The sequence below is a fragment of the Candidatus Phycosocius spiralis genome, assembly GCF_030158815.1.
Classification (GTDB): domain Bacteria; phylum Pseudomonadota; class Alphaproteobacteria; order Caulobacterales; family Aquidulcibacteraceae; genus Aquidulcibacter; species Aquidulcibacter spiralis.
Genome location: NZ_BPFZ01000002.1, coordinates 276,873 through 295,731 on the forward strand (window position 1 = coordinate 276,873; position 18,859 = coordinate 295,731).

The 18,859-nt window shown below is 49.8% G+C and carries 22 protein-coding genes, 1 tRNA gene and 3 pseudogenes; 11 read left to right on the plus strand and 15 right to left on the minus strand.

Features of this window, described 5'->3' with window-relative positions:
• Positions 1–80 precede the first annotated feature (80 nt).
• Positions 81–455 carry a PIN domain-containing protein gene (locus tag PsB1_RS03005; protein WP_284358964.1) on the plus strand — a complete coding sequence of 125 codons (375 nt, stop codon included), beginning with the start codon at positions 81–83 and terminating at the stop codon, positions 453–455.
• 89 nt (positions 456–544) lie between these two features.
• Complete coding sequence (locus tag PsB1_RS03010) at positions 545–1,168, plus strand: DUF1134 domain-containing protein (RefSeq protein ID WP_284358966.1); 624 nt, start codon at positions 545–547, stop codon at positions 1,166–1,168.
• Positions 1,169–1,172: 4 nt separating this feature from the next.
• On the opposite strand, the gene PsB1_RS03015 is transcribed toward PsB1_RS03010, so the two are convergent.
• Positions 1,173–1,649 (minus strand): gluconokinase, encoded by a 477-nt coding sequence (locus PsB1_RS03015; protein WP_284358967.1) that lies wholly within the window; start codon positions 1,647–1,649, stop codon positions 1,173–1,175.
• 96 nt (positions 1,650–1,745) lie between these two features.
• On the opposite strand from PsB1_RS03015, the gene PsB1_RS03020 reads away from it, so the two are divergent.
• From PsB1_RS03020 to PsB1_RS03055, 8 genes are all read left to right on the plus strand, one after another.
• Positions 1,746–1,830, plus strand: a tRNA-Leu gene (locus tag PsB1_RS03020).
• A 310-nt stretch (positions 1,831–2,140) separates the two neighbouring features.
• Entirely contained in the window at positions 2,141–2,755 is a 615-nt protein-coding gene (locus PsB1_RS03025; RefSeq protein ID WP_284358969.1) for a ribonuclease D, read from the plus strand.
• Positions 2,752–3,546: an LPS export ABC transporter periplasmic protein LptC gene (gene lptC / locus PsB1_RS03030; RefSeq protein WP_284358971.1), complete on the plus strand. Its 795-nt coding sequence runs from the start codon at positions 2,752–2,754 to the stop codon at positions 3,544–3,546. Before PsB1_RS03025 ends, lptC begins: the two co-directional genes overlap by 4 nt.
• 60 nt (positions 3,547–3,606) lie before the next feature.
• Positions 3,607–4,140 (plus strand): LptA/OstA family protein, encoded by a 534-nt coding sequence (locus PsB1_RS03035; RefSeq protein WP_284358972.1) that lies wholly within the window; start codon positions 3,607–3,609, stop codon positions 4,138–4,140.
• A 140-nt stretch (positions 4,141–4,280) separates the two neighbouring features.
• On the plus strand, positions 4,281–5,045 hold the full coding sequence (gene lptB / locus PsB1_RS03040; RefSeq protein ID WP_284358973.1) for an LPS export ABC transporter ATP-binding protein: 765 nt from the start codon (positions 4,281–4,283) through the stop codon (positions 5,043–5,045).
• A gap of 14 nt (positions 5,046–5,059) precedes the next feature.
• Positions 5,060–6,574, plus strand: a complete 1,515-nt coding sequence (gene rpoN / locus PsB1_RS03045) for an RNA polymerase factor sigma-54 (RefSeq protein WP_284358974.1) — start codon at positions 5,060–5,062, stop codon at positions 6,572–6,574.
• Between the two features lie 120 nt (positions 6,575–6,694).
• Positions 6,695–7,297 carry a ribosome hibernation-promoting factor, HPF/YfiA family gene (hpf, locus tag PsB1_RS03050; protein WP_284358975.1) on the plus strand — a complete coding sequence of 201 codons (603 nt, stop codon included), beginning with the start codon at positions 6,695–6,697 and terminating at the stop codon, positions 7,295–7,297.
• Positions 7,251–7,832 (plus strand): PTS sugar transporter subunit IIA, encoded by a 582-nt coding sequence (locus PsB1_RS03055; protein WP_284358976.1) that lies wholly within the window; start codon positions 7,251–7,253, stop codon positions 7,830–7,832. The genes hpf and PsB1_RS03055 overlap by 47 nt, the downstream gene beginning before the upstream one ends.
• A gap of 99 nt (positions 7,833–7,931) precedes the next feature.
• On the opposite strand, the gene PsB1_RS03060 is transcribed toward PsB1_RS03055, so the two are convergent.
• From PsB1_RS03060 to PsB1_RS11905, 13 genes and pseudogenes are all read right to left on the minus strand, one after another.
• A complete protein-coding gene (locus PsB1_RS03060; protein WP_284358977.1) occupies positions 7,932–8,552 on the minus strand; it encodes a TIGR02466 family protein in 621 nt (206 codons plus the stop codon).
• A gap of 17 nt (positions 8,553–8,569) precedes the next feature.
• Positions 8,570–8,881 (minus strand): hypothetical protein, encoded by a 312-nt coding sequence (locus PsB1_RS03065; RefSeq protein WP_284358978.1) that lies wholly within the window; start codon positions 8,879–8,881, stop codon positions 8,570–8,572.
• Between the two features lie 356 nt (positions 8,882–9,237).
• Positions 9,238–9,828, minus strand: coding sequence for a hypothetical protein (locus PsB1_RS03070; RefSeq protein WP_284358979.1), 591 nt, complete (start codon positions 9,826–9,828; stop codon positions 9,238–9,240).
• A gap of 307 nt (positions 9,829–10,135) precedes the next feature.
• Positions 10,136–10,288: pseudogene (locus PsB1_RS03075) on the minus strand (transposase); the annotation flags it as partial.
• Positions 10,289–10,465: 177 nt separating this feature from the next.
• The gene (rffA, locus tag PsB1_RS03080; RefSeq protein ID WP_284358980.1) at positions 10,466–11,653 is read right to left on the minus strand and encodes a dTDP-4-amino-4,6-dideoxygalactose transaminase; all 1,188 of its coding nucleotides are present in this window, start codon (positions 11,651–11,653) and stop codon (positions 10,466–10,468) included.
• Entirely contained in the window at positions 11,650–13,275 is a 1,626-nt protein-coding gene (locus tag PsB1_RS03085) for a hypothetical protein (RefSeq protein ID WP_284358981.1), read from the minus strand. The genes rffA and PsB1_RS03085 overlap by 4 nt, the downstream gene beginning before the upstream one ends.
• Complete coding sequence (locus PsB1_RS03090) at positions 13,268–13,642, minus strand: EamA family transporter (protein WP_284358982.1); 375 nt, start codon at positions 13,640–13,642, stop codon at positions 13,268–13,270. The genes PsB1_RS03085 and PsB1_RS03090 overlap by 8 nt, the downstream gene beginning before the upstream one ends.
• Positions 13,639–14,565 (minus strand): glycoside hydrolase family protein, encoded by a 927-nt coding sequence (locus PsB1_RS03095; protein ID WP_284358983.1) that lies wholly within the window; start codon positions 14,563–14,565, stop codon positions 13,639–13,641. Before PsB1_RS03095 ends, PsB1_RS03090 begins: the two co-directional genes overlap by 4 nt.
• The gene (locus tag PsB1_RS03100) at positions 14,562–15,227 is read right to left on the minus strand and encodes an acetyltransferase (RefSeq protein WP_284358984.1); all 666 of its coding nucleotides are present in this window, start codon (positions 15,225–15,227) and stop codon (positions 14,562–14,564) included. The genes PsB1_RS03095 and PsB1_RS03100 overlap by 4 nt, the downstream gene beginning before the upstream one ends.
• The gene (locus tag PsB1_RS03105) at positions 15,224–15,862 is read right to left on the minus strand and encodes a class I SAM-dependent methyltransferase (protein ID WP_284358985.1); all 639 of its coding nucleotides are present in this window, start codon (positions 15,860–15,862) and stop codon (positions 15,224–15,226) included. Before PsB1_RS03105 ends, PsB1_RS03100 begins: the two co-directional genes overlap by 4 nt.
• Positions 15,843–16,772 carry a glycosyltransferase family 2 protein gene (locus PsB1_RS03110; protein ID WP_284358986.1) on the minus strand — a complete coding sequence of 310 codons (930 nt, stop codon included), beginning with the start codon at positions 16,770–16,772 and terminating at the stop codon, positions 15,843–15,845. Before PsB1_RS03110 ends, PsB1_RS03105 begins: the two co-directional genes overlap by 20 nt.
• Positions 16,769–17,467 carry a WbqC family protein gene (locus PsB1_RS03115; RefSeq protein ID WP_284358987.1) on the minus strand — a complete coding sequence of 233 codons (699 nt, stop codon included), beginning with the start codon at positions 17,465–17,467 and terminating at the stop codon, positions 16,769–16,771. Before PsB1_RS03115 ends, PsB1_RS03110 begins: the two co-directional genes overlap by 4 nt.
• A gap of 330 nt (positions 17,468–17,797) precedes the next feature.
• Positions 17,798–18,172: an integrase core domain-containing protein gene (locus PsB1_RS11905; RefSeq protein ID WP_420887869.1), complete on the minus strand. Its 375-nt coding sequence runs from the start codon at positions 18,170–18,172 to the stop codon at positions 17,798–17,800.
• Here PsB1_RS11905 and PsB1_RS03130 point away from each other — a divergent pair.
• A pseudogene (locus PsB1_RS03130) lies at positions 18,152–18,538 on the plus strand (integrase core domain-containing protein); the annotation flags it as partial. The gene PsB1_RS11905 and the pseudogene PsB1_RS03130 sit on opposite strands and share 21 nt — an antisense overlap.
• Positions 18,539–18,581: 43 nt before the next feature.
• On the opposite strand, the pseudogene PsB1_RS03135 reads toward PsB1_RS03130, so the two are convergent.
• Positions 18,582–18,724, minus strand: a pseudogene (locus PsB1_RS03135) (transposase); the annotation flags it as partial.
• Positions 18,725–18,859 lie beyond the last annotated feature (135 nt).

Below are 18,859 nucleotides of genomic sequence, written 5' to 3' on the forward strand. Positions count from 1 at the left end.
TGTCTATCGCAATACTTGCAACCAAAGCCCAAAGCCCAATGGCCCAAAGCCCAATAGAAAGCGTTCTTTGGATGAAGCAAATGAAAGTTTTGTTCGACACGAACATTCTGATCGATCATTTAGCGGGCGTCTGCGAAGCAGGGGTTGAACTTAATCGTCACTTTGGGGCTGCAATATCGGTCATTTCATGGGTTGAAATTATGACCGGGGTTGATGCAAGCCAAGAAGCAGCGGTCCGCCTATGGCTCGATCGATTTCATCTTGTTCCCATAGATGCAGACATCGCTGTGTACGCTGCTGCTCTGCGCGCCGAACGCCGACTTGATTTAGCCGACGCCCTGATCGTGGCCACGGCGCAAGCCACAGGTCGGCTATTAATCACCCGCGACCTTAGGCTTGTTCATGAGACCGATGACCCACCCGTTCATCTGCCTTACGAGCTTTCAATAGATTGAATTCAAGCTCTATAACTCACTGATCTATTAACCATAAACTAATCATGTTAGGGTTGAAATGGGAATTGGGGTGATTTTGGAGCCACAAGATGTCACATTGGAAAGCTAGTTTAATCTGCGCCGTGATTGTAACTATGGGTGCACCCGCTTTTGCACAATCCACTGGTCCTTCCCAAGATGAGCAAATATCGCCACCCCCGCCAGTTGAGACCGTGAACCCAACCAATCAAAATGGGTTTAGCGAGCAAGAAATCATCGGCGCGGCCGAAACTTTTTTCGGCAATGTTTCTGGCAATGTTGGACAAGCCGTTGAGCATATATTTAAGGATCAAGGCAGCCCTGTAGGTTATATAAGGGGTGAAGAATTCGCCGCAGCGGTGGGTTTTGGGGTGCGTTATGGCCAAGGCAATTTGATTATGAAGGACGGGCAAGAGCGCAAGATCTTTTGGCAAGGCCCTTCAATTGGATTTGACACCGGCGGCAATGCGAGCAAGGTATTTACCTTGGTTTATAATTTGCAAAATCCCGACGGGATTTATCGGCGCTATCCAGGTGTTGAGGGTGCGGCCTTTTTCATCGCTGGTATAGCGGTAACATATCAGCGTGCGGAAGGCGTAACATTGGCCCCGATGCGCACAGGGATTGGCTTTCGCGCAGGGGTTAATGCGGGCTATACGGCCTATTCTAAGAAGCGGCGTCCTTTGCCGTTTTAACGCCTTAGCTGGGGTTCAAACTTAATGAATCCATGATGGTTTGGACTTGCAAGTCGGTGCGCATTGTCGCGTCCAACTTTAATCCCTGAGAAGGTTCTTCTAAAGTAGCAAACTGGCTTTGTACCAGATTTGGCCCTGCAAAATGACCGCGCCGCTCGAACAGGCGCTGATGCGCTAAAGCCGGCTCAATGTGGAGAAAAACAAGATGGTCAGGCTTTAGCATATGTCGATGGGCCGCCCTCAATGCTGAACAAGCTAAAACAATTGAGGCGCGAGTATCAAAGAATATGGGCTTGATCGCCGCTAGCCATTTGGATCGATCGGCTTCCGTTAAAGGGATACCCCGGGCAATCTTATCCTTTGCAGCGCGTGTGTGAACGTCATCGGCGTCTAAAAATCGCCAGCCCAAGGCTTGTGACAAAGCAAGGCCCAACGTGGACTTGCCAGCCCCAGCTACACCCATAATCAATAATCGTGTCATGGTGATCTTTTAGCGCGCGATCAAGCTAGGCGCCAACATGACACCACATGATAGGCATTGACGCTTTTATCTGCGTCTACTACATCGCGCACCAAAGCCCAGATGGCGGAATTGGTAGACGCACTGCTTTCAGGTAGCAGCGCCGCGAGGTGTGGAGGTTCGAGTCCTCTTCTGGGCACCACGGTCTTGCATGGTTGAACCCGCTAAGACACCATGGTTTTGGTGCCAACACCCTTTCATCATCCATCTTCTAGCCGTGGGTGCCTGCATAATTGGGCTCATTGAGAAAATGTCTACTCAAGCGCTCAGGGAAGCCTTGTTGGCGTTTTTGGGCGTTTAAGGTTCACCTCTTCTTCTTGTCATTATCTTTCCCATTTTACCTCCCCCCTTTTGCGAAGTGGCGCAAAAGAGCTTAGAGAAGAATAAAATTGATAATCGGGCAGCGGTTCACCGCTTTAATACAAGAGTTTTGACGAAATGAGGCCAATACAGTGACTGTACATTCTTATGAGGGCGATTTACCGGCGCACCTAGATCTTGGCCCGGTTGTGGCGTTGGATACAGAAACGCTTGGCTTGTCGCTTTCTCGTGACGCCCTATGTGTCGTGCAATTAAGTGCTGGGGATGGCCACGCGCATGTGGTCAGGCTGCGGCGGCCCGATTACGATTGCCCAAATCTTAAAGCCTTACTTTCTAACCCAAAAATTGAAAAAATCTTTCATTATGCGCGTTTTGATGTCGCCATGTGTAAGCGGCATTTAGATATTGTGGTGGCTCCGCTTTTTTGCACCAAAATTGCCTCAAAGCTCGCTAGAACCTATACGGATCGTCACGGCTTGAAGGATATGGTAAAAGAATTGGTCGGCGTCGAACTCAACAAACAACAACAAAGCTCCGACTGGGGAGCTGAAACCTTGAGCGATGCCCAATTGGCCTATGCTGCTTCTGATGTGCTTTATCTCCATGCTGCCAAAGAACGCCTGATCACCATGCTTGAACGCGAAGGGCGGCTTGATATCGCAAAAGCTTGTTTTGAATTCCTGCAGACACGGGCTGAACTTGATTTAATGGGCTGGTCCGACATGGATATTTTTGCTCATTCATGACAAGCCAAGCACATTCATTAAGACCCCAATTGCGCCAACGTCTAACACCACAAGCTGCGCGACGACGTTCGATTCGCGTGAAAGCCATTCGCATGATTTTTCTTGCAGGCGCAGGTTTATCGACCCTCCTATTGGTAGGCAGTGTCGTCTTACGCGGTGTTCAAAGTGCCGGGATAGATACCAGCAAATTGGTGCAAGATAATCAATTTGTGATTGAGAATCCTCAATTTATCGGAACAACCAAAGAAGGAAAACGACTTAAAGTTACCGGACGGAGAGCATTGCGTAGCGTAAAAGATCCCAATGGGGTCGTGCGTCTGGAAAAACCTAGAATTGAGACGGCAGACGAATCAACACTGACTGCAAACCAAGGCATATGGTCACAAACCCAGCAGAAGGTGACATTGGAGGGTGATGTAGTTTTTTCTCGCAAAAGCGGCGAAAAAGCTCGTGGCGCAACGGCGACTTGGACTTCCAACCCTTCTTTACTGACCCTCGAAGGTGGCATTGAAGTTACGTTTTCGGATGGGGAAAAGGCAATTGCCCAAACCTTGCAATGGTATGAAGCACAGCGGCAATTTATTCTGATTGGTCAGGCCATGATTGAATTGAAAGGCGGGCAAGCCATATCTGATCGCGCTATCTATGACCAAGATGCAAAAACTGTTATTGGAATAGGCAATACAAGCATCCGCTCAGATCGCGGACTGAGCTATGCGGATCGGTATGAGTATTTAACCACAACTAAGCGATTGACACTTTCTGGAAATGTTCGCGCGAAGATGAACTAGTCAGGCTGATTAAGTTGCCCCTATGTATGACCAATTTCACCCCTGTGTAGCTATGGAAGCATGATGACCAAAACACCCACTTTTTTTATTTTGCTTGTGTTAGCTCTAAGTGGTTCTAACTTTATGTCCACACCCTCTTTCGCCCAAGCATCAAGCCGGGGAGGGCCGATTGAAATTTCTGCCAATGATTTAGTGTATGATCCAGAAGCAGGGTTTAGTACATTGGTAGGGAATGCTTCGGTATCTCAAGACGGTGCTGTTTTGCGTGCACCACGCATTCGCATCACTTATGTGCGATCAGCAAATGGAAGTAATGATACCATCGATAAAGTGTTCACAGAGGGGGAAACCTTTTATGTTACACCGACCGAAAAAATCAGAGGTGACCGTGCCGTCTTTGATACACAGGCCAATATTGTTCAGTTTTTTGGCAATGTCGTGGCCGTTCAAGGTCAAAATGTTCTCAAAGGCTCTATGCTGACCATCAATACCAAAACGCGGGCGTCCACGATGCGGGGATTGGACGGGCGGGTCAAAGCGGTAATTTTTCCAAATGATGCACCACCGTCCAAAGGCGGTACATCCAAGCGTTGATACTGGCGATGTCAACTTACCTGCTTGTAGCTGAACTCTATCGAATAAAACAGCAAATTTGCAAATTTCTTTAGGGTCTGTTTACTTCGTTTTTCTAAGAACAACAACATGATAGACCTCAGTACTTTAAGGCCCTCGCCATGAACCTCGCGCACCGATCTCTTCGCATCGAAGCGAACCAGACCAGTGGACTGATCGCGAATAAACTTGTAAAATCCTACAAAGGACGCGACGTGGTTGATGGCGTATCTTTGTCCCTCCAACGTGGAGAAATTTTGGGTCTTCTTGGGCCCAATGGCGCTGGCAAAACTACCTGCTTTTATATGGTAACAGGCCTTATTCAACCAGATAAGGGTGACATTACTCTGGATGGGCAGGATGTGACCCCCTTGCCCATGTATGTGCGCGCCCGTTTGGGTTTAGGTTATCTGCCGCAAGAACCCTCCATTTTTCGAGGGATGAGTGTGCAAGATAATGTGCTGGCTGTGCTTGAAACCGTTTTAGACGACCCTAGCCTCCGGCAAGAGCGCGCTAACGAACTGCTCAGCGAATTGCGCATCGATACATTGCGTAAACAACGTGCAACCTCACTCTCAGGTGGGGAAAGACGGCGTTTAGAGATTGCGCGCGCGCTCGCAACCGACCCTTCTTTTATTTTACTTGACGAACCTTTTGCTGGAATTGACCCGTTAGCCATTGCCGATATCCGTGATTTGATTGGCTTTTTAAAGCAACGTGGCATAGGTGTGCTCATCACCGACCACAATGTGAGGGATACGCTCACTATTATAGATCGCGCAACGATCATTGTTGAAGGCAAAGTCCTTTTTGAAGGTTCTCCCGATGAAGTTTTAAGCCAAGCTGATGTCCGCCGGGTCTATCTCGGTGAGGACTTTAAAGCTTGATAGGAAAGATACGCATGGCTATCGCACCGCGCATGGAGCTTCGTCAGGGTCAAGGCCTTGTCATGACTCCCCAATTGCAGCAGGCGATCAAGCTCTTGCAAATGTCAAGCCTTGAACTCGCGGCCTATCTCGAACAGGAGCTAGAACGCAATCCAATCCTTGATCGCCTTGAAGAAGTTGATGATTACGGAATTGCAGACTTAAACGGCACAGATCCACGAGAAGCCATTACCGAATCAGAAGGCCCTCAGGAATTGGGTGCGTATGGCGATGGGCCTAACCCTTATGCAGAGGCAGCGCTGGATGCCAGCTATGATGATGTGCACACCGATGCCGATATGCCAGCCAGTGAAGCCATAGGTGCAAATGTGGATTGGAGCCAAGCCGGTGGGGGCCATAGGGGCTTTGACCAGCTCGAGGATGTTGAAAATTGGCTGACTAAGACGGTGTCTCTGCACGACCACTTGGATAGTCAGGCCACCTTAGCCTTTTCAAATCCAGCTGATCGTTTGGTCGCAGGCTATTTGATTGACCATGTAGATGAGGGTGGTTATCTACGCGCTGATCTGGACGAAGTTTCTGAGCGCTTAGGATTTGATCGCCAAGCGCTTGAGCGGATTGTTTCGACTTTACAGACCTTTGAGCCAACAGGTGTTTGTGCCCGCTCGATTGAGGAATGTTTGGCGGCACAATTGAAAGAGCGCGACCGTTATGACCCTGCCATGCAAGTCTTGGTTGCTAACCTTGCATTATTGGCCCGGCATGATCTTAAAAGCCTTTATGATCTTTGTGGGGTAGATGGGGCAGATCTGGCTGACATGATCGGCGAAATCCGCGCCTTGTCGCCCAAGCCTGGTGCTGCCTATAGCACACAATCTTCTAGTGCGGTGATCCCTGATATATTTGTTCGTGAAGGCCCCCACGGCACCTGGCTTATTGAACTCAATACAGATCATTTGCCGCGCGTGCTTGTCAATCATGCTTACGCCGAGCGGGTTTCGCGCTCAGCACGGTCGGAGGAAGAACGCTCTTACCTTGCGGAAGTACATTCTGATGCAACTTGGCTTGTCAAAAGCTTGGATCAAAGGGCGCGCACCATTTTGAAGGTTGCTAAAGAGATTGTACGCCAACAAGATGGGTTTTTGACCTATGGGGTTGCGCATTTACGCCCCCTGATCCTTAAGGATGTCGCAAGCGTCATTGACATGCATGAATCTACGGTCTCTCGGGTAACCAGTAATAAATTCATTTCCACACCGCGCGGGGTGTTTGAGCTAAAATACTTCTTTACAACCGCCCTGCATGCTTCTGATGGCGGGGAGTCGCATTCAGCTGAGGCGGTTCGTCACCAGATTAAATGTTTGATTGAAGGTGAGGTGCAGGCAGAACCTTTGTCTGACGACCGTATCGTAGAAATCTTGCGTGAAACCGGGGTTGATATTGCCCGCCGTACGGTTGCAAAATATCGCGAAACTTTGCGCATACCCTCCTCCGTGCAGCGACGCAGGGCTTCACATAGAGCGGGCTAGAGCTCAGCCCTAAAATCTTTAAGTCAAGGGATAATTCGCTTCCCAAAGCCGTTATGGAATGTAACACTATGGATGTCTGGTTTCCTTTTTCCAGTATCACCCATTATGGAGGCACCTCACATGGGCAAACTCACAGTACGAGTCACCGGCCGTAATATTGATGTAGGTGAGGCATTACGCGGCAAAATCCAAAATGAACTCCAAGCCGGAATAGCCCGTTATGTTACTCGCGATGGCGAAGCTATAGTAACGTTAGATAAACAGCGTCACCTCTATCATGTCGAAGCGATTGTCCATTTGGATTCTGGGATTACACTTGAAGCCAATGGAGAGGCATCAGAACCCCATGGGGCTTTTGCTGCTGCCTTGGAAAAAATTGAAACACGGGTTCGTCGTTATAAGCGTCGCCTCAAAGACCATCACGCCCGCCACCATAGCCCGATGCCGCGCGAAGAAGCCCAATACAATGTCATTGAACCAGCTGAAATGGATGATGGTGCTGATGGCCAGGATGAAACAGCTGTTGCAGGACCAGCCGTTATTGCCGAGACAAAGGCTGTGATCCGCACAATGGCTGTGGCAACTGCGGTGATGCAATTGGAACTAGGTGAAGCCCCGGTGGTTATGTTCCGAAATCCCCGTTCTGGCAGTCTAAACGTTGTGTATAGACGTTTAGATGGGAATATTGGTTGGATTGAGCCAGCCACTGGTGTATCGGGCTGACCGCGACGCTGATTTTTCTAACCCAGCCGAGCTGTGCGGGGGCGCAGGTCGGCGTGAGAAAGACACTATGCAAGATCTTTTAGACCTTATCCATCCTAATGCCATTGTATATCGGATCAAAGCCCAAACTAAAAATGAAGTTCTCTTGGCCATGGCCGAAGCTGCCGTTAAAGCCTATGGGGTTGAGCTTTCAGCAACACTTGAATCCACCCTAGAGCGGGAGCGTCTAGGCAGTACAGGGGTTGGCGAAGGTGTGGCTATTCCCCACGCACGGCTCAAAGGGCTTGATACCCCAAAAGCGGTTTTGGCGATCCTTGACCCTGCGATTGACTTTGAAGCCCCTGATGGCCGCGCCGCCGATGTTGTTGTCCTGCTCTTATCACCTGACGAGGCTGGTGCTGACCATCTCAAAGCCTTGGCGCGGCTGTCTCGCTTGCTGCGTCGCCAAGATGTTCGCGATGGCTTACGTTCAGCAAGATCGGCAGCTGCCATCTACGCTTTTACAAGTCAGGGGTTTTCCACTGAAGCAGCTTAGCCTCGTTTAATTATCGATGATGAGGAAATGACTTAAGGTCTTTTGGGGGTCTCTTTTGGTCATTCGCAATCTTATCTAGCTGGTACAAAGACCTAGGCGCTATGTCCAAGCATAATTAAAACTGATGGAAATACGGCTGTGTGTTGAGCGGTTCATCACCACCTCATGGCGTAGCCAACTTTCCCACAATATCACTTCCCCCTCTTCAGGCGTCAGGAAGATAAAGGGCTGTAAATCCTGGGCGCTATCGGGCCGACGGGTCGGTGCCGCCATCATCATGGCTAAACGCGGATCTTCAAACTTTAATGTCGATGCCCCATCGGGCACGCTAACATAATAGGTGCCAGAAATCACGCTATGGGGATGGATATGGCCGCTATGAACCCCGCCTTTTGGCAACACATTGACCCATAGACTATCCAGTTTCAGCTTACCCCCTGCAAGCTCAAAGCCTACTTGCTCACTGAAGCGTGCCACATGCTTGTCCAATCGACGCTTCAAGTCACCAAAGCCACTCATGCGCGTCGGCAGATCAGTGAGGGATGCGTAAGACGTGTAACCCAAATAGTTTTGCGTTTTGCACCAGGCCTGCCCGGCCTTGTCCTCCATCGACAAAAGATCACATGACCGCGCCAACTCAAAACGTAATGCCTCTGCTGCATGCCCACCCAAGGGCGCACGGTAGATGCGGGTGGCAAATAAAGATAAAATCTTAGTCATGGGGGCTCTTAACCTGATCAAGGCATGATGGGAAGTTTCTGCCCTTTTTGTCCCTTTGCCCTACTGAACCTGCACAAAATCGGGTTGGGGTAAAACCATAAATCATCCCAAGGGTTTTCGCCGTCAGGATCAGGGGTTGGTTCTAGCTCTTGCGTATTGGTGCCGCGAAACCAGATGTAGCTGTTCTTGGCAAGCTTGGGCACACGGTAGGTGGCAGTAATGATCTCGCCGTCGCGCTTCCAGTCCTTGGGGGTCAGGCGCGCGATCACGCGGGTGCTGGGGTTGCGGTCCAGATTTGGGTCGCTTTGCCCGACGGTCACGTCACCCATAATGATATCCACGCGCGCAAGATAAGGCGTGCGACCGCCAAAATTAGCGCCAGCTGGATCGCGAATGGTGAGGGTCAGATTGACATCCTGGCCGGCTTTAACGTTGAGGGTGCCACCAATCTCTGCCGCAGACTTTGGTGCGCGTTCTTTGCGGTAAAAGCTTTTACATCCAAGGCCCCGATCAAATCCCCAGTGACCACAATGATGCGGCCATTGCGCAGCCCGTCTAAATTATCCTCATAATTTGTCTTGGCATAGACATAGGACTTGGAATATTCGCCGGGCCAAAAATCATGCCAACCCTCGGTGAAATGCTTGTGCGAGTCTGACGTGGCCGTGACCCACCAGCGCCGCCTTTAACCCAACAATGAGTCCCAAAAGCCCCCCAAGCGCGCGGACATTGCGTCAAACCCACCCAAAGTGGGCGCATGCCGATAGCTGCCACGATTGCCATCGGGCTTGATAGAGCCGTCTGGGGCAAGTGCTGCTGCCTGATGGCCCGGTGCCCCTTCCATGCCGACAGCAACATTGGGGGCAGTGTTATTCCAAGCCCGAAGCTCGCTCGGGTTGTCCAAGCCATATCCATAAAGCTCTTCAGCAGATCGTGATGGATGGTTTGCAAACATAACTGGCGGGGCCGCGAGGGCCCGCATAAAGGTCAAAGCTTCCAGCATTTTGGGTTCAGTATCGCGACCCTTATCGCGCGGCCAAGGCTCATGCTTGGTAAAGCGCGATTCAATCGAAAATAGGGTATCGCGCTCGGCATCGGTGCGCGGAATGATCAAGCTGGAATGATCAGCACCTGGGGTATCAAACTCCATGCCATAAAACTCAATAACTTCAGGTACAGCGATGCGGGCGCGGAGCACATCAGGATAGGCTTGTTCGGCATTGATCTTGGAATGATTGGGGCCGCCACGATCGGTGGTGGGACACTTGCCCGCCACCTACATTAGCATGAACGTACGCAACACAGGCTGCGCTAACTCTTGCGTACTGATGCGAAAGGTTTGACCGAGCTGCACCCTACCTCATAACCTTCCCAGACCATGGACTTGTAACGGTTTCGTTACGGTGTGGTATCTCTTGTTAGGCCACTTTTGCTTCGAAAGCCAGTGGGCTGATGCCGCCAGCCAAGTACGCGGCATTGCATCGACAGCATGCTGCCGATGCAATGCAATCCCATCCAAACTCGATTAACCTTGCAACCGGACTTCCTGCCGAATGAGTGGTACGGCTACAGGGGGCAGGTCAGTCCTGCGGTTGAAGGCCAGCAAAGTGCTTGCGCCAGCCATAGATCGTCTGCTCGCTAACCTTGTGCTTCCTGGCGACTTCGGCCACGCTGCTCCGATCTGCCTCGCGCAGCAGGGCAACCACTTGTAAGTCTGTAAAACGGCTCTTTCTCATCGGCTCTTCCTTTCGCTTGAAGAGCCATCATTCCAGAAATTATCGGTCCGAAAAGTCGGGCAGGTCATTTGCAGTCAGTGGCTCAGGTTTAATGCCGAACCGGTGGTGTCCAGCTGGTAATCGTTTAGCCATAAACTCACTCTGGCAAGTTAAGGGGGGCTCACACACGAGGGGAAGTTACCCTGCGGCACTGCGCAGCACCTCAACGACCCGGTCTTGCTGCTCATCCGACAAGCCAGCCCACATTGGTAAGCGGACGAGCCTTTCAGACTGCTGATTCGTGACATCTAAGTCGCCATGCGGCCGACCATAACGCTTCCCGGCAGGGGATGAGTGAAGCGGTACGTAGTGGAAAACCGACCAGATCTCATTGCGCTTAAACGAATTAAGGACCATTTGACGGTCGATTTCTGGCACCAGGAGAACGTAGTACATGTGGGCATTGTGCTCACAGTCATCTGGAATAATCGGTCGCCTCAGTATTCCCTTGGTTTCCAGCGGTTCAAGAAGCTCATGATAACGCTGCCAGCATGCCAGCCGCTCTTTGGTTATTCGATCTGCTTCTTCAAGTTGCGCCCACAGGAAAGCGGCAATCAACTCCCCTGGCAGGAACGACGAGCCCACCTCTTGCCAAGTGTACTTATCGACTTCTCCCCTGAAGAACCGACTGCGGTCGGTCCCTTTCTCGCGAATGATCTCTGCGCGAAGGCTCATACCTAGACTATTGACGAGCAGCGCACCGCCTTCTCCCGAGATCACGTTTTTTGTTTCGTGGAAACTGTAGGCTCCGAGATCACCAATGCTGCCCAGGGCCCGCCCTTTGTAGGTCGACATTACCCCCTGCGCCGCATCCTCAACGACTTTCAATCCATGCTTCTGGGCGATGGCCATAATCGTATCCATCTCGCACGCCACTCCCGCGTAATGCACGGGAGCAATGGCACGGGTACGCGGCGTAATGGCGGATTCAATCAGCCGTTCGTCCAAATTAAGAGTGTCTTCTCTGATATCGACAAACACGGGGACCCCACCACGGAGCACAAAGGCATTGGCGGTAGATACAAAGGTGTACGACGGCATGAGGACCTCGTCGCCGGGCTGAATATCTAGCAACAAAGCAGCCATCTCAAGTGCCGCCGTGCAAGAGTGAGTAAGCAGCCCCTTATTACATCCAGTCCGCTCCTCCAGCCATGCATGACAGCGCTTGGTGAAAGGCCCATCGCCAGCCAGGCTACCGTTAAAGTGTGCTTCAGCGATGTAGTACAACTCCTTACCTGTCATGTGAGGCCAATTGAAAGGGATTTGATAATTAGTCTTGTTCATAATTTTCAAATCTGCCTCATTGAGAATAAGAGTATTCGTCATTGGTCTAACACCGATTCACATCGAATCACGCGAACACTGAGAGCGCCGTACTCTTTGATGCCAAGCGTGTGTAAAACACCGCTTAAACGTTCCTTGCAATAGACATCGAGGAAGGCAAAATGGTGTTTTTTGGCAAGAATCGGTATTCCATTTTTAGAGGCAAGCCGATTCAACATTCCATTCCCCGAAATTTCCTGACCATATGCGGTAGAAAATGGAGCAAGAGTAAAAACACCCATGCCATAAATTTTATATGCCATAGCAGAGTCTGATTGTTTCAAGACTGGGTAAGCAGCCTCGAAAGGAAATGTGGCACCCCAAACTACAACAATCTCTTCAGGGAAGCCTTGCAAGCTCATTCGTTTCTGATCGGACACTATTTGAGCAGCTCTTGACTCAGAAAAAACAGCCGTTGTGTTGAACAATGCAGCCACTACCAGGACACCTAAGGCGAACCGTTTGCGCAGATTTCCATATTCCCTGTTCCCTGTTCCTGGTACCAAAAGGGGAGCAACTATGAGTAGAGATATGACAGGAATATAGACACGCAAGATACTAGGACGACCAGATACACCCAACGCAAAGAAGACTGCAAGACAAAGAGCCCAAGTAAAAAAAAGTTTCCGATTCGGAAATAATAATAACAACAACAACGCAGCAAAAAAACCTGGCAGCAAAACTGGATGAGTAAACGTTTTTATCCCAATCCATCCATTGTTTAGCGCGATACTTGAGGCGGGTAGTGGGCCAAGCTCCGTAAGCATTGCATTCAAGGCAACCGGATTTGCAATTTCTGAATCAACAAAAAACCAAGAATTAATCAAATCGATATCATTTTCGGAATAGCCATGTCGATCAAGAATATCTGGGCGGCTCTTCAAATGAGCGTCAGCGCCGAAATCAGTAATTGGTGCACGAGCAGGATTTAATGAGTTGAATGCTTTCCAATTTTCACCTTTATAAGCTTGGCTATCGATAAAAGCAGCAGTGCCAATTGCTAGCAAAAGGGCTAATGATGAGGCTTGCGCGGTGCGATCTTTAGTCCATTTCAACCAAGGCAAAAGGGGTAATGCTACTAACAAGACGAGCAAAAACTCATGACTGCGAACAAGATAACCACCGAACGCAAGAATACATCCTGCCAATAGCATTAACCGACTTCTCTGATGCGCATAAACATGCCAGCAAACAACCGCTCCAACGGTGAGTAACCCAGCATTGATTGTGAACTGCGGAAAAAGAACAGGTCGCGCAAATAAGAAAATTAGTACTAATAGTGATGCCAGCCAACCAACACCTAATTTTCTGAACGCGTGGAGCACTACGGCCCCGACGATAAAAAGTACGCCAATTGTTGCTATGGAATAACCCAACACACCATCTATTTGCGGTATCGCTCGTACCAAATAGCCCCAAAGAACATTGGAAAAAATAAGATTCGGCATGCCGACTGCTGCAATACCATAGCCATGGGCAACCATGGACATTGCAACGTCATCGTTAGTCTCCCACTGAGGCTCAAAGAAAAAGCAAAGGACAAATATAAATGCAGCAGAAACAAGAATATCTAAAGCAAGCTGCGAATTTTTCTCAATCAGGTTTGAGCAAGTTGAGTTAGCCACTGGCAGCCACCACCGTACCAAGCACAATAAGCCCCACTCCAATTGCTTTCTGAAAAGTCAAAGGCTCACTTAATAGCCAACCACTCAGAAGCAAAACTACGACAAAGTTAAGACTCATAAATGGGTATGCGTGACTAAGATCAAACTTTGTCATGGCTGCCATCCATGCAAGCGATGCAAGGAATCCAGCTGCGAAGCCTGTAAATATCGCCGGATCGAAAAAAAGTCCAAATAGAAATTTGAGCTTTTCTGCAGACTCAACGGGTAGCGGCCCAAATTGCGCAATGCGCCACTTTAGAATTAGTTGCCCGTATACTGTAAAACCTATGGTAGCAAGGATATAGAGATAATCTATATATCGACTCATCTATTCCTCTCTAATACAGCCAATCCAAATCCGGTCTTACCATAGCCATTGCCGTTATAAAGCATATAGCGGGCGCCATTGTGATCGAATACAAAAGGGTATTCGATCATTTCGGAATCCCATCCGCTCGGTGAGACATCAATTCCAGTATTCTTCAAGTCCAAAGTCCATTTTTTTCCATCCTCAGACTTGGCGTAACCGATACGGTATTTTTCACCAGATCCGTTACGAAAAGAAAACCACATCTCAAAACCACCACCATCGTTCAGCACTACGGTAGGTCTAGAAAAGGCTTGAGCGCTTCCAATCTCGTATGGCACAGCTAGACCTGTCCGGCTCCAATTACTACCGTCATCAGACGAGGCATGTTGAATTACATGCAGCATCTCTCCATTTCCCGCATCCCATGTGAGTGTAGAACCGTACCACATATCGAACCCACCCGATGGCCTTGCTTGCACCCAAGGGTAAGACAAGCTGATTGGATCCGTTGAGTCGCTGCCCATAAAGAACTGTTCACCGTCCTGTTGAAGCGAGAGTTGCGGAGTCACAATCAGTCGTCCGATATCCCCTCTCCAATGCCCAGTGGGTGGATTCTGCCACCCCATGAATAACATATATCGCACACCATTAGCCTCATAGCAGTTGCCAATGCTAACGCCATCAGAATAAAAGCTTCCGACTGGCCCGTGCGCGAAAAATGGATTTTGATGTTCAGTGATAACTTTGTGCTGAACGATGTCGACATCCACTGCGCCTACAGAGGAGCGATGCTGTTCGTCGCGGGCACTAAAAAAGATGCGATAAACATCACCTGCCATATGGACAGGTAATGGATTGGCGGCATGCGAGATCAGCTTTGGATGCTGGCCACTTTCCCTGGGAACATAAAGCTGACCAAGTTTTTTCCAACGCCTTGTCATATGCCCCTCAACCTTGTACTGGGCACTTTTGATCGCTCGGTAGCAGTACCAATATAGACGCCTTCAGACGCCGCATCTGTGAGTAGAAGCGCACCGGCACCTACAACACATCTATCCCCGATTTTGATGTGATCACGTAATGTCGCGTTCACCCCAACGAAACACTGTTCGCCAATTTCTACCCCACCCGAGACGACCACATGCGATGCAATAAAGGTGTGATCGTGAATCACTGAATGATGACCAATGTGGTTACCGCTCCACAAAGTTACGTTGTTGCCTATCGTTACGAAAGGCTGAATAGTGTTGTCTTCAAAAATGAAACAGTTTTCGCCGACTCTTCCTTCATTGAGCACGTTTGCACGCGAGCTGATGAAGCTCACCAGCTTGTAACCCATCTTCTTTGCAGCGAGAAACTTTTCTTTACGGACAGCATTCAGCTTCGAGTAACTCAGTGCAACAAAAAAAACATAGGAATCGGGCGGATAGTTTTTAGCGACATCCTCAAACGCGACAACCGGCAAACCGAAAAACTCAGACTCCTTGATGTAGTTTGCATCTACCGTAAAGGCAACGACTTCGTAATTGGAATCCGTACTGAAGTAGTAGTGTGCTAGTTGCGCGATGTCGCCAGAGCCAAAAATTACAAGCGGTTTTTTCATGGCAACTTCCTCACCAGAATCGTAAACTCATAAAGACCATAGTCATGAAACAATGCGACCTGACGAGAATAGCGACGTTTGCACAAATCAAACAAGTGACATGGGTCTGCGTAATAGAGATAGTCGCGCTTTTTGTCCTCGTCTGAGTACGAGGTCAGGCAGTTGAACGCGAATCCAAGACTGCTGGTTCGGTCAAGAACGTCCAAGGTGGCCTGCAGATAATCAAACCACTCTGCATCCGAGCGCCCCAGTCGCACATTAAAGATACCACTGGCCAAGCCATAGTCAGCCACTTCGTCTGGCTCTGCCGCGGTGATGAACCTAGCTTGATCGGCAGTAGCGTGGCGTTGCTCTGCCACCTTGATCATTTCCTGGGAAACATCCACCCCAAGATATTTGCAGTTTGCGTGCTTGTCTCGCAGATAGTCGAGCAAGGCGCCGTAGCCGCAACCCAGGTCGTTCAGGGAGAAATTAGGCGTCTTGGGGTCAATGATTTTGCACAATTGCGCAAACCTGACCGTCTGGCTTTCTTCGCCATTCCAGTCGACCCCGCGAGGCGTATCACCATGTTCAGCAAGTTTTTCAGCGTAATAAGTTGCAACCTCGTCGAGCAGACTAATCTTTTTGTTTTGCATAAATCTGCCTCACGATGGTATATGGACGCTGCTTCGTTTCAGAGAATATCTTGGATAAGTAGATACCCACGACACCGATAAAAGAGATGACCATGCCTCCAAGAAGCCAAATAGAGGCCATGACTGATGTCCATCCGCTCATGGGTTTTGCAAGGAATAGCCAGTGCGTAACCAGATACACGATGTAAGCTAGAGCAAACAGCGAGATCGCTACGCCGATGTAAAAAATGCTGACCAGCGGAGCATTGCTGAATGACGTCACCGAGTTGACCAGCAATGACATCTTCCGGCGGAAGGTGTAAGTGGTTTCACTGGTTTGGTGCTTCTTGATTACCTGAGGGCGCTGGTCGAAACCGATGATGTGCCACAGGCCCGCCATAAAAACTTCGCGCTCCTGATGACACAACAGCGCATCAACATAGCGCCTCGCCATCAGCCGAGTGGTCACAACGTTTTCTGGTAGCGCAAGTCCCGTTAGCGCTTTGAAGAAACGATAGAACCACTGACCGCTCCAACGCTCAAACCAGTTTCCTTTTCTGCGCTCTTGGACTCCGTAGACGACATCACAGCGGTCTTGCTTCATCTGCTGCGCGAACGCCTCTAGCCACTCCGGTTCCTCTTCAAGGTCGCTATCGATGAGAAAAACCAGCTCTCCTTTGGCGTGCGCCAATCCAGTCATCATCGCCTTGTGATGCCCAAAGTTACGGGACAAATCAACTACAACAACGTGTGAATCCTGTTCGGTGAGTCTGACAGCCAGATCCAGGCTGTTGTCTGGTGACCCATCATTCACAAGCACAATTTCATAATCTTCTCCAACCATCCGCTTTGCACTAGCGCTCGCACGTTCGTGAAACTCGTTGATATAAGGAGCAGACTGGTAGAGGGTTGCGACTATTGAAAGCTTCATGCCACATACCTCATGTATTGAGGACTGTCTTTGCCACAGTTAAACAAAAGATCAAGGATTGTGACACCATGAGTGAACTCACCCCAAAGTTGTGGGTACGCGGGGTATCCGGCGTAGTCGAACCAGGTCAGCTTAATCCCCAGATCCGAAAAAACCTTTTCATCGACATAGTCCTTGGCTGCTGGTCCTGAGATGTACTCGGTGCCACCAGCTTGCACACACAGATCTGCTAGCCGCTCCGTCTTCCCATCAAGCAGCGTGTAATCCCAAGAACTTGTAATGGCGGTTTTTATTGCTAGGTAATTGCAGATAGCTTCGATAAAACGACGATTGAGTAGGGAAATGTGAGTGAAGTTCTGCTCAAGGTACAGCGGCTCTAACCATGAAGCGATTTCCGAGAAATGGGGAGCCCGGCGATAGTTCTGCGCCAATGCTTTCCAATGTGCAGCGGCCCAGTCAGTGCCATCAATCTCAGTCTCTCTGATTTTTTGGTGGTACTTACCTTTCACCAGAACAGGAACCGTGAGCCACTGAACCCCTTGGGGCGTTTTGATTTGATTTCGATTGCGCCAGTCGCGGCGCGTGTACTGCATGTCGTCGTAAAGAATGAATTCATCGACAGCTGCAATCATGTCGAAGTAGCCCTTCCAAGGGATGTAATTTGATTGCAAAATTGCTATCCTTTTGGACTTCATTCCGAACACACTCCGCCCAGACAAAAAAACGATAATATTGCGATATCTCTTAACGTAATTATTTTATTTAACCTCGATTTCACCTACCAATATATTTGATCCGTTCGAAAGGTTTCTAATAGTTAGCTGCTTCTTGCCTGCTACTGAAAATGCCTTGGGATCAATAGATGTTGTCATAAGAGCTTTATGAGTATTGGTTCTGACTGCAGGGCTATCGTCGATCATCAATTGCAGGTTGCCCTGAAAATACCCGCCCTTCAATTTATTAACCCGGCAATCAAATAGCCTGTAATGCTGCATTTGACCTGAGCCCCGATGGTCCCTCGTTCTTTATGAGAGTCCTGTTTGTTGATACCGCCAAGTTTTCTGTTTGGGAAGCGCGCCGGGAGCGATGCTTCCACATTGCGAGAGCCAAGGGCGCGTAGCAGGCGCAAGTCCGCCGATTCCACTATGGGGCCGCACATTGTTGAAGTCGTGTCGCCAAAGACTGAGGGCCCGTTTTGCATGGCCTAAGCTGACGAACACTTCCTCGTTCAACAACTCGTCGCTGAGCTTGCCGTTGAAGCACGGGGCCAAAGCCATTCTGTTGAGGCTTGCTTGGGGCGATGTAATGCCAGCTGACGCCCGTACTATTTTGCCACTCCAGCATGGCACGAGACACACACTCTGTCCCATAGCACATTCGGAACCGAGATGACCAGTCATGCGATCTTCAAGTGGGCTCAAGATCGGCGGATCGAGTGGCACTACATTGCGCCCGGTAAGCCGACCCAGAACGCCTTCATCGAGAGCTTCAACGGGCGCTTGCGCGACGAATGCCTCAATGAGGAGTTGTTCTCCACGATGCCAGAGGCCCGCGCCGTGCTGGCGGCATGGACCAGCGACTACAACCAGGACCGGCCTCACACGTCGCTGGGTGGTCTCACCCCACTGACCTTCGCGCGCGAACAAAAGCGGCTGCGCGTCCAACGATCCAGGCCCGCTTCGCCTGAGCTACGCAAAGGCTCCGCTCAGCGGGCCTTGACCACCGCCCACCAACGAGAAAGAAAGGCGAACAGACTCTCCGAATAAACGGCCCGGATCAGGGGGCTGGGTCAGCTCATGCCTCACCATGCAAACCACCATACTTGGCCTTCCACTTGTAAAACGTAGCACTGCTCACACCGTGCTTGCGGCACACATCACCCGTCGGCACACCGCGCTCTTGCTCAGCCAAAATCGAAATAATCTGCTCTTACTAAATCTGCTGCTTCTCATGTCCATCTCCACTTGATGGACTCTCCTTTCAAATGACGGACCATTCGGGCTCAGGTCAATTGGTATTTGCTAGAGAGGTTCCGTAGGCTGAGCTTCTTTCATTAAAAAATTGCGACAATAAGCTGTTAGAGCCAT

Excerpts from the sequence above, each read along its gene's own strand:
- PsB1_RS03005 (WP_284358964.1), top strand. The coding sequence starts at position 81 with ATGAAAGTTTTGTTCGACACGAACATTCTGATCGATCATTTAGCGGGC.
- PsB1_RS03010 (WP_284358966.1), top strand. The coding sequence starts at position 545 with ATGTCACATTGGAAAGCTAGTTTAATCTGCGCCGTGATTGTAACTATG.
- PsB1_RS03015 (WP_284358967.1), bottom strand. The coding sequence starts at position 1,649 with ATGACACGATTATTGATTATGGGTGTAGCTGGGGCTGGCAAGTCCACG.
- lptC (WP_284358971.1), top strand. The coding sequence starts at position 2,752 with ATGACAAGCCAAGCACATTCATTAAGACCCCAATTGCGCCAACGTCTA.
- PsB1_RS03035 (WP_284358972.1), top strand. The coding sequence starts at position 3,607 with ATGATGACCAAAACACCCACTTTTTTTATTTTGCTTGTGTTAGCTCTA.
- lptB (WP_284358973.1), top strand. The coding sequence starts at position 4,281 with ATGAACCTCGCGCACCGATCTCTTCGCATCGAAGCGAACCAGACCAGT.
- rpoN (WP_284358974.1), top strand. The coding sequence starts at position 5,060 with ATGGCTATCGCACCGCGCATGGAGCTTCGTCAGGGTCAAGGCCTTGTC.
- hpf (WP_284358975.1), top strand. The coding sequence starts at position 6,695 with ATGGGCAAACTCACAGTACGAGTCACCGGCCGTAATATTGATGTAGGT.
- PsB1_RS03055 (WP_284358976.1), top strand. The coding sequence starts at position 7,251 with ATGGGAATATTGGTTGGATTGAGCCAGCCACTGGTGTATCGGGCTGAC.
- PsB1_RS03060 (WP_284358977.1), bottom strand. The coding sequence starts at position 8,552 with ATGACTAAGATTTTATCTTTATTTGCCACCCGCATCTACCGTGCGCCC.
- PsB1_RS03065 (WP_284358978.1), bottom strand. The coding sequence starts at position 8,881 with ATGGGTGACGTGACCGTCGGGCAAAGCGACCCAAATCTGGACCGCAAC.
- rffA (WP_284358980.1), bottom strand. The coding sequence starts at position 11,653 with ATGACGAATACTCTTATTCTCAATGAGGCAGATTTGAAAATTATGAAC.
- PsB1_RS03090 (WP_284358982.1), bottom strand. The coding sequence starts at position 13,642 with ATGAGTCGATATATAGATTATCTCTATATCCTTGCTACCATAGGTTTT.
- PsB1_RS03095 (WP_284358983.1), bottom strand. The coding sequence starts at position 14,565 with ATGACAAGGCGTTGGAAAAAACTTGGTCAGCTTTATGTTCCCAGGGAA.
- PsB1_RS03100 (WP_284358984.1), bottom strand. The coding sequence starts at position 15,227 with ATGAAAAAACCGCTTGTAATTTTTGGCTCTGGCGACATCGCGCAACTA.
- PsB1_RS03105 (WP_284358985.1), bottom strand. The coding sequence starts at position 15,862 with ATGCAAAACAAAAAGATTAGTCTGCTCGACGAGGTTGCAACTTATTAC.
- PsB1_RS03110 (WP_284358986.1), bottom strand. The coding sequence starts at position 16,772 with ATGAAGCTTTCAATAGTCGCAACCCTCTACCAGTCTGCTCCTTATATC.
- PsB1_RS03115 (WP_284358987.1), bottom strand. The coding sequence starts at position 17,467 with ATGAAGTCCAAAAGGATAGCAATTTTGCAATCAAATTACATCCCTTGG.
- PsB1_RS11905 (WP_420887869.1), bottom strand. The coding sequence starts at position 18,172 with ATGACTGGTCATCTCGGTTCCGAATGTGCTATGGGACAGAGTGTGTGT.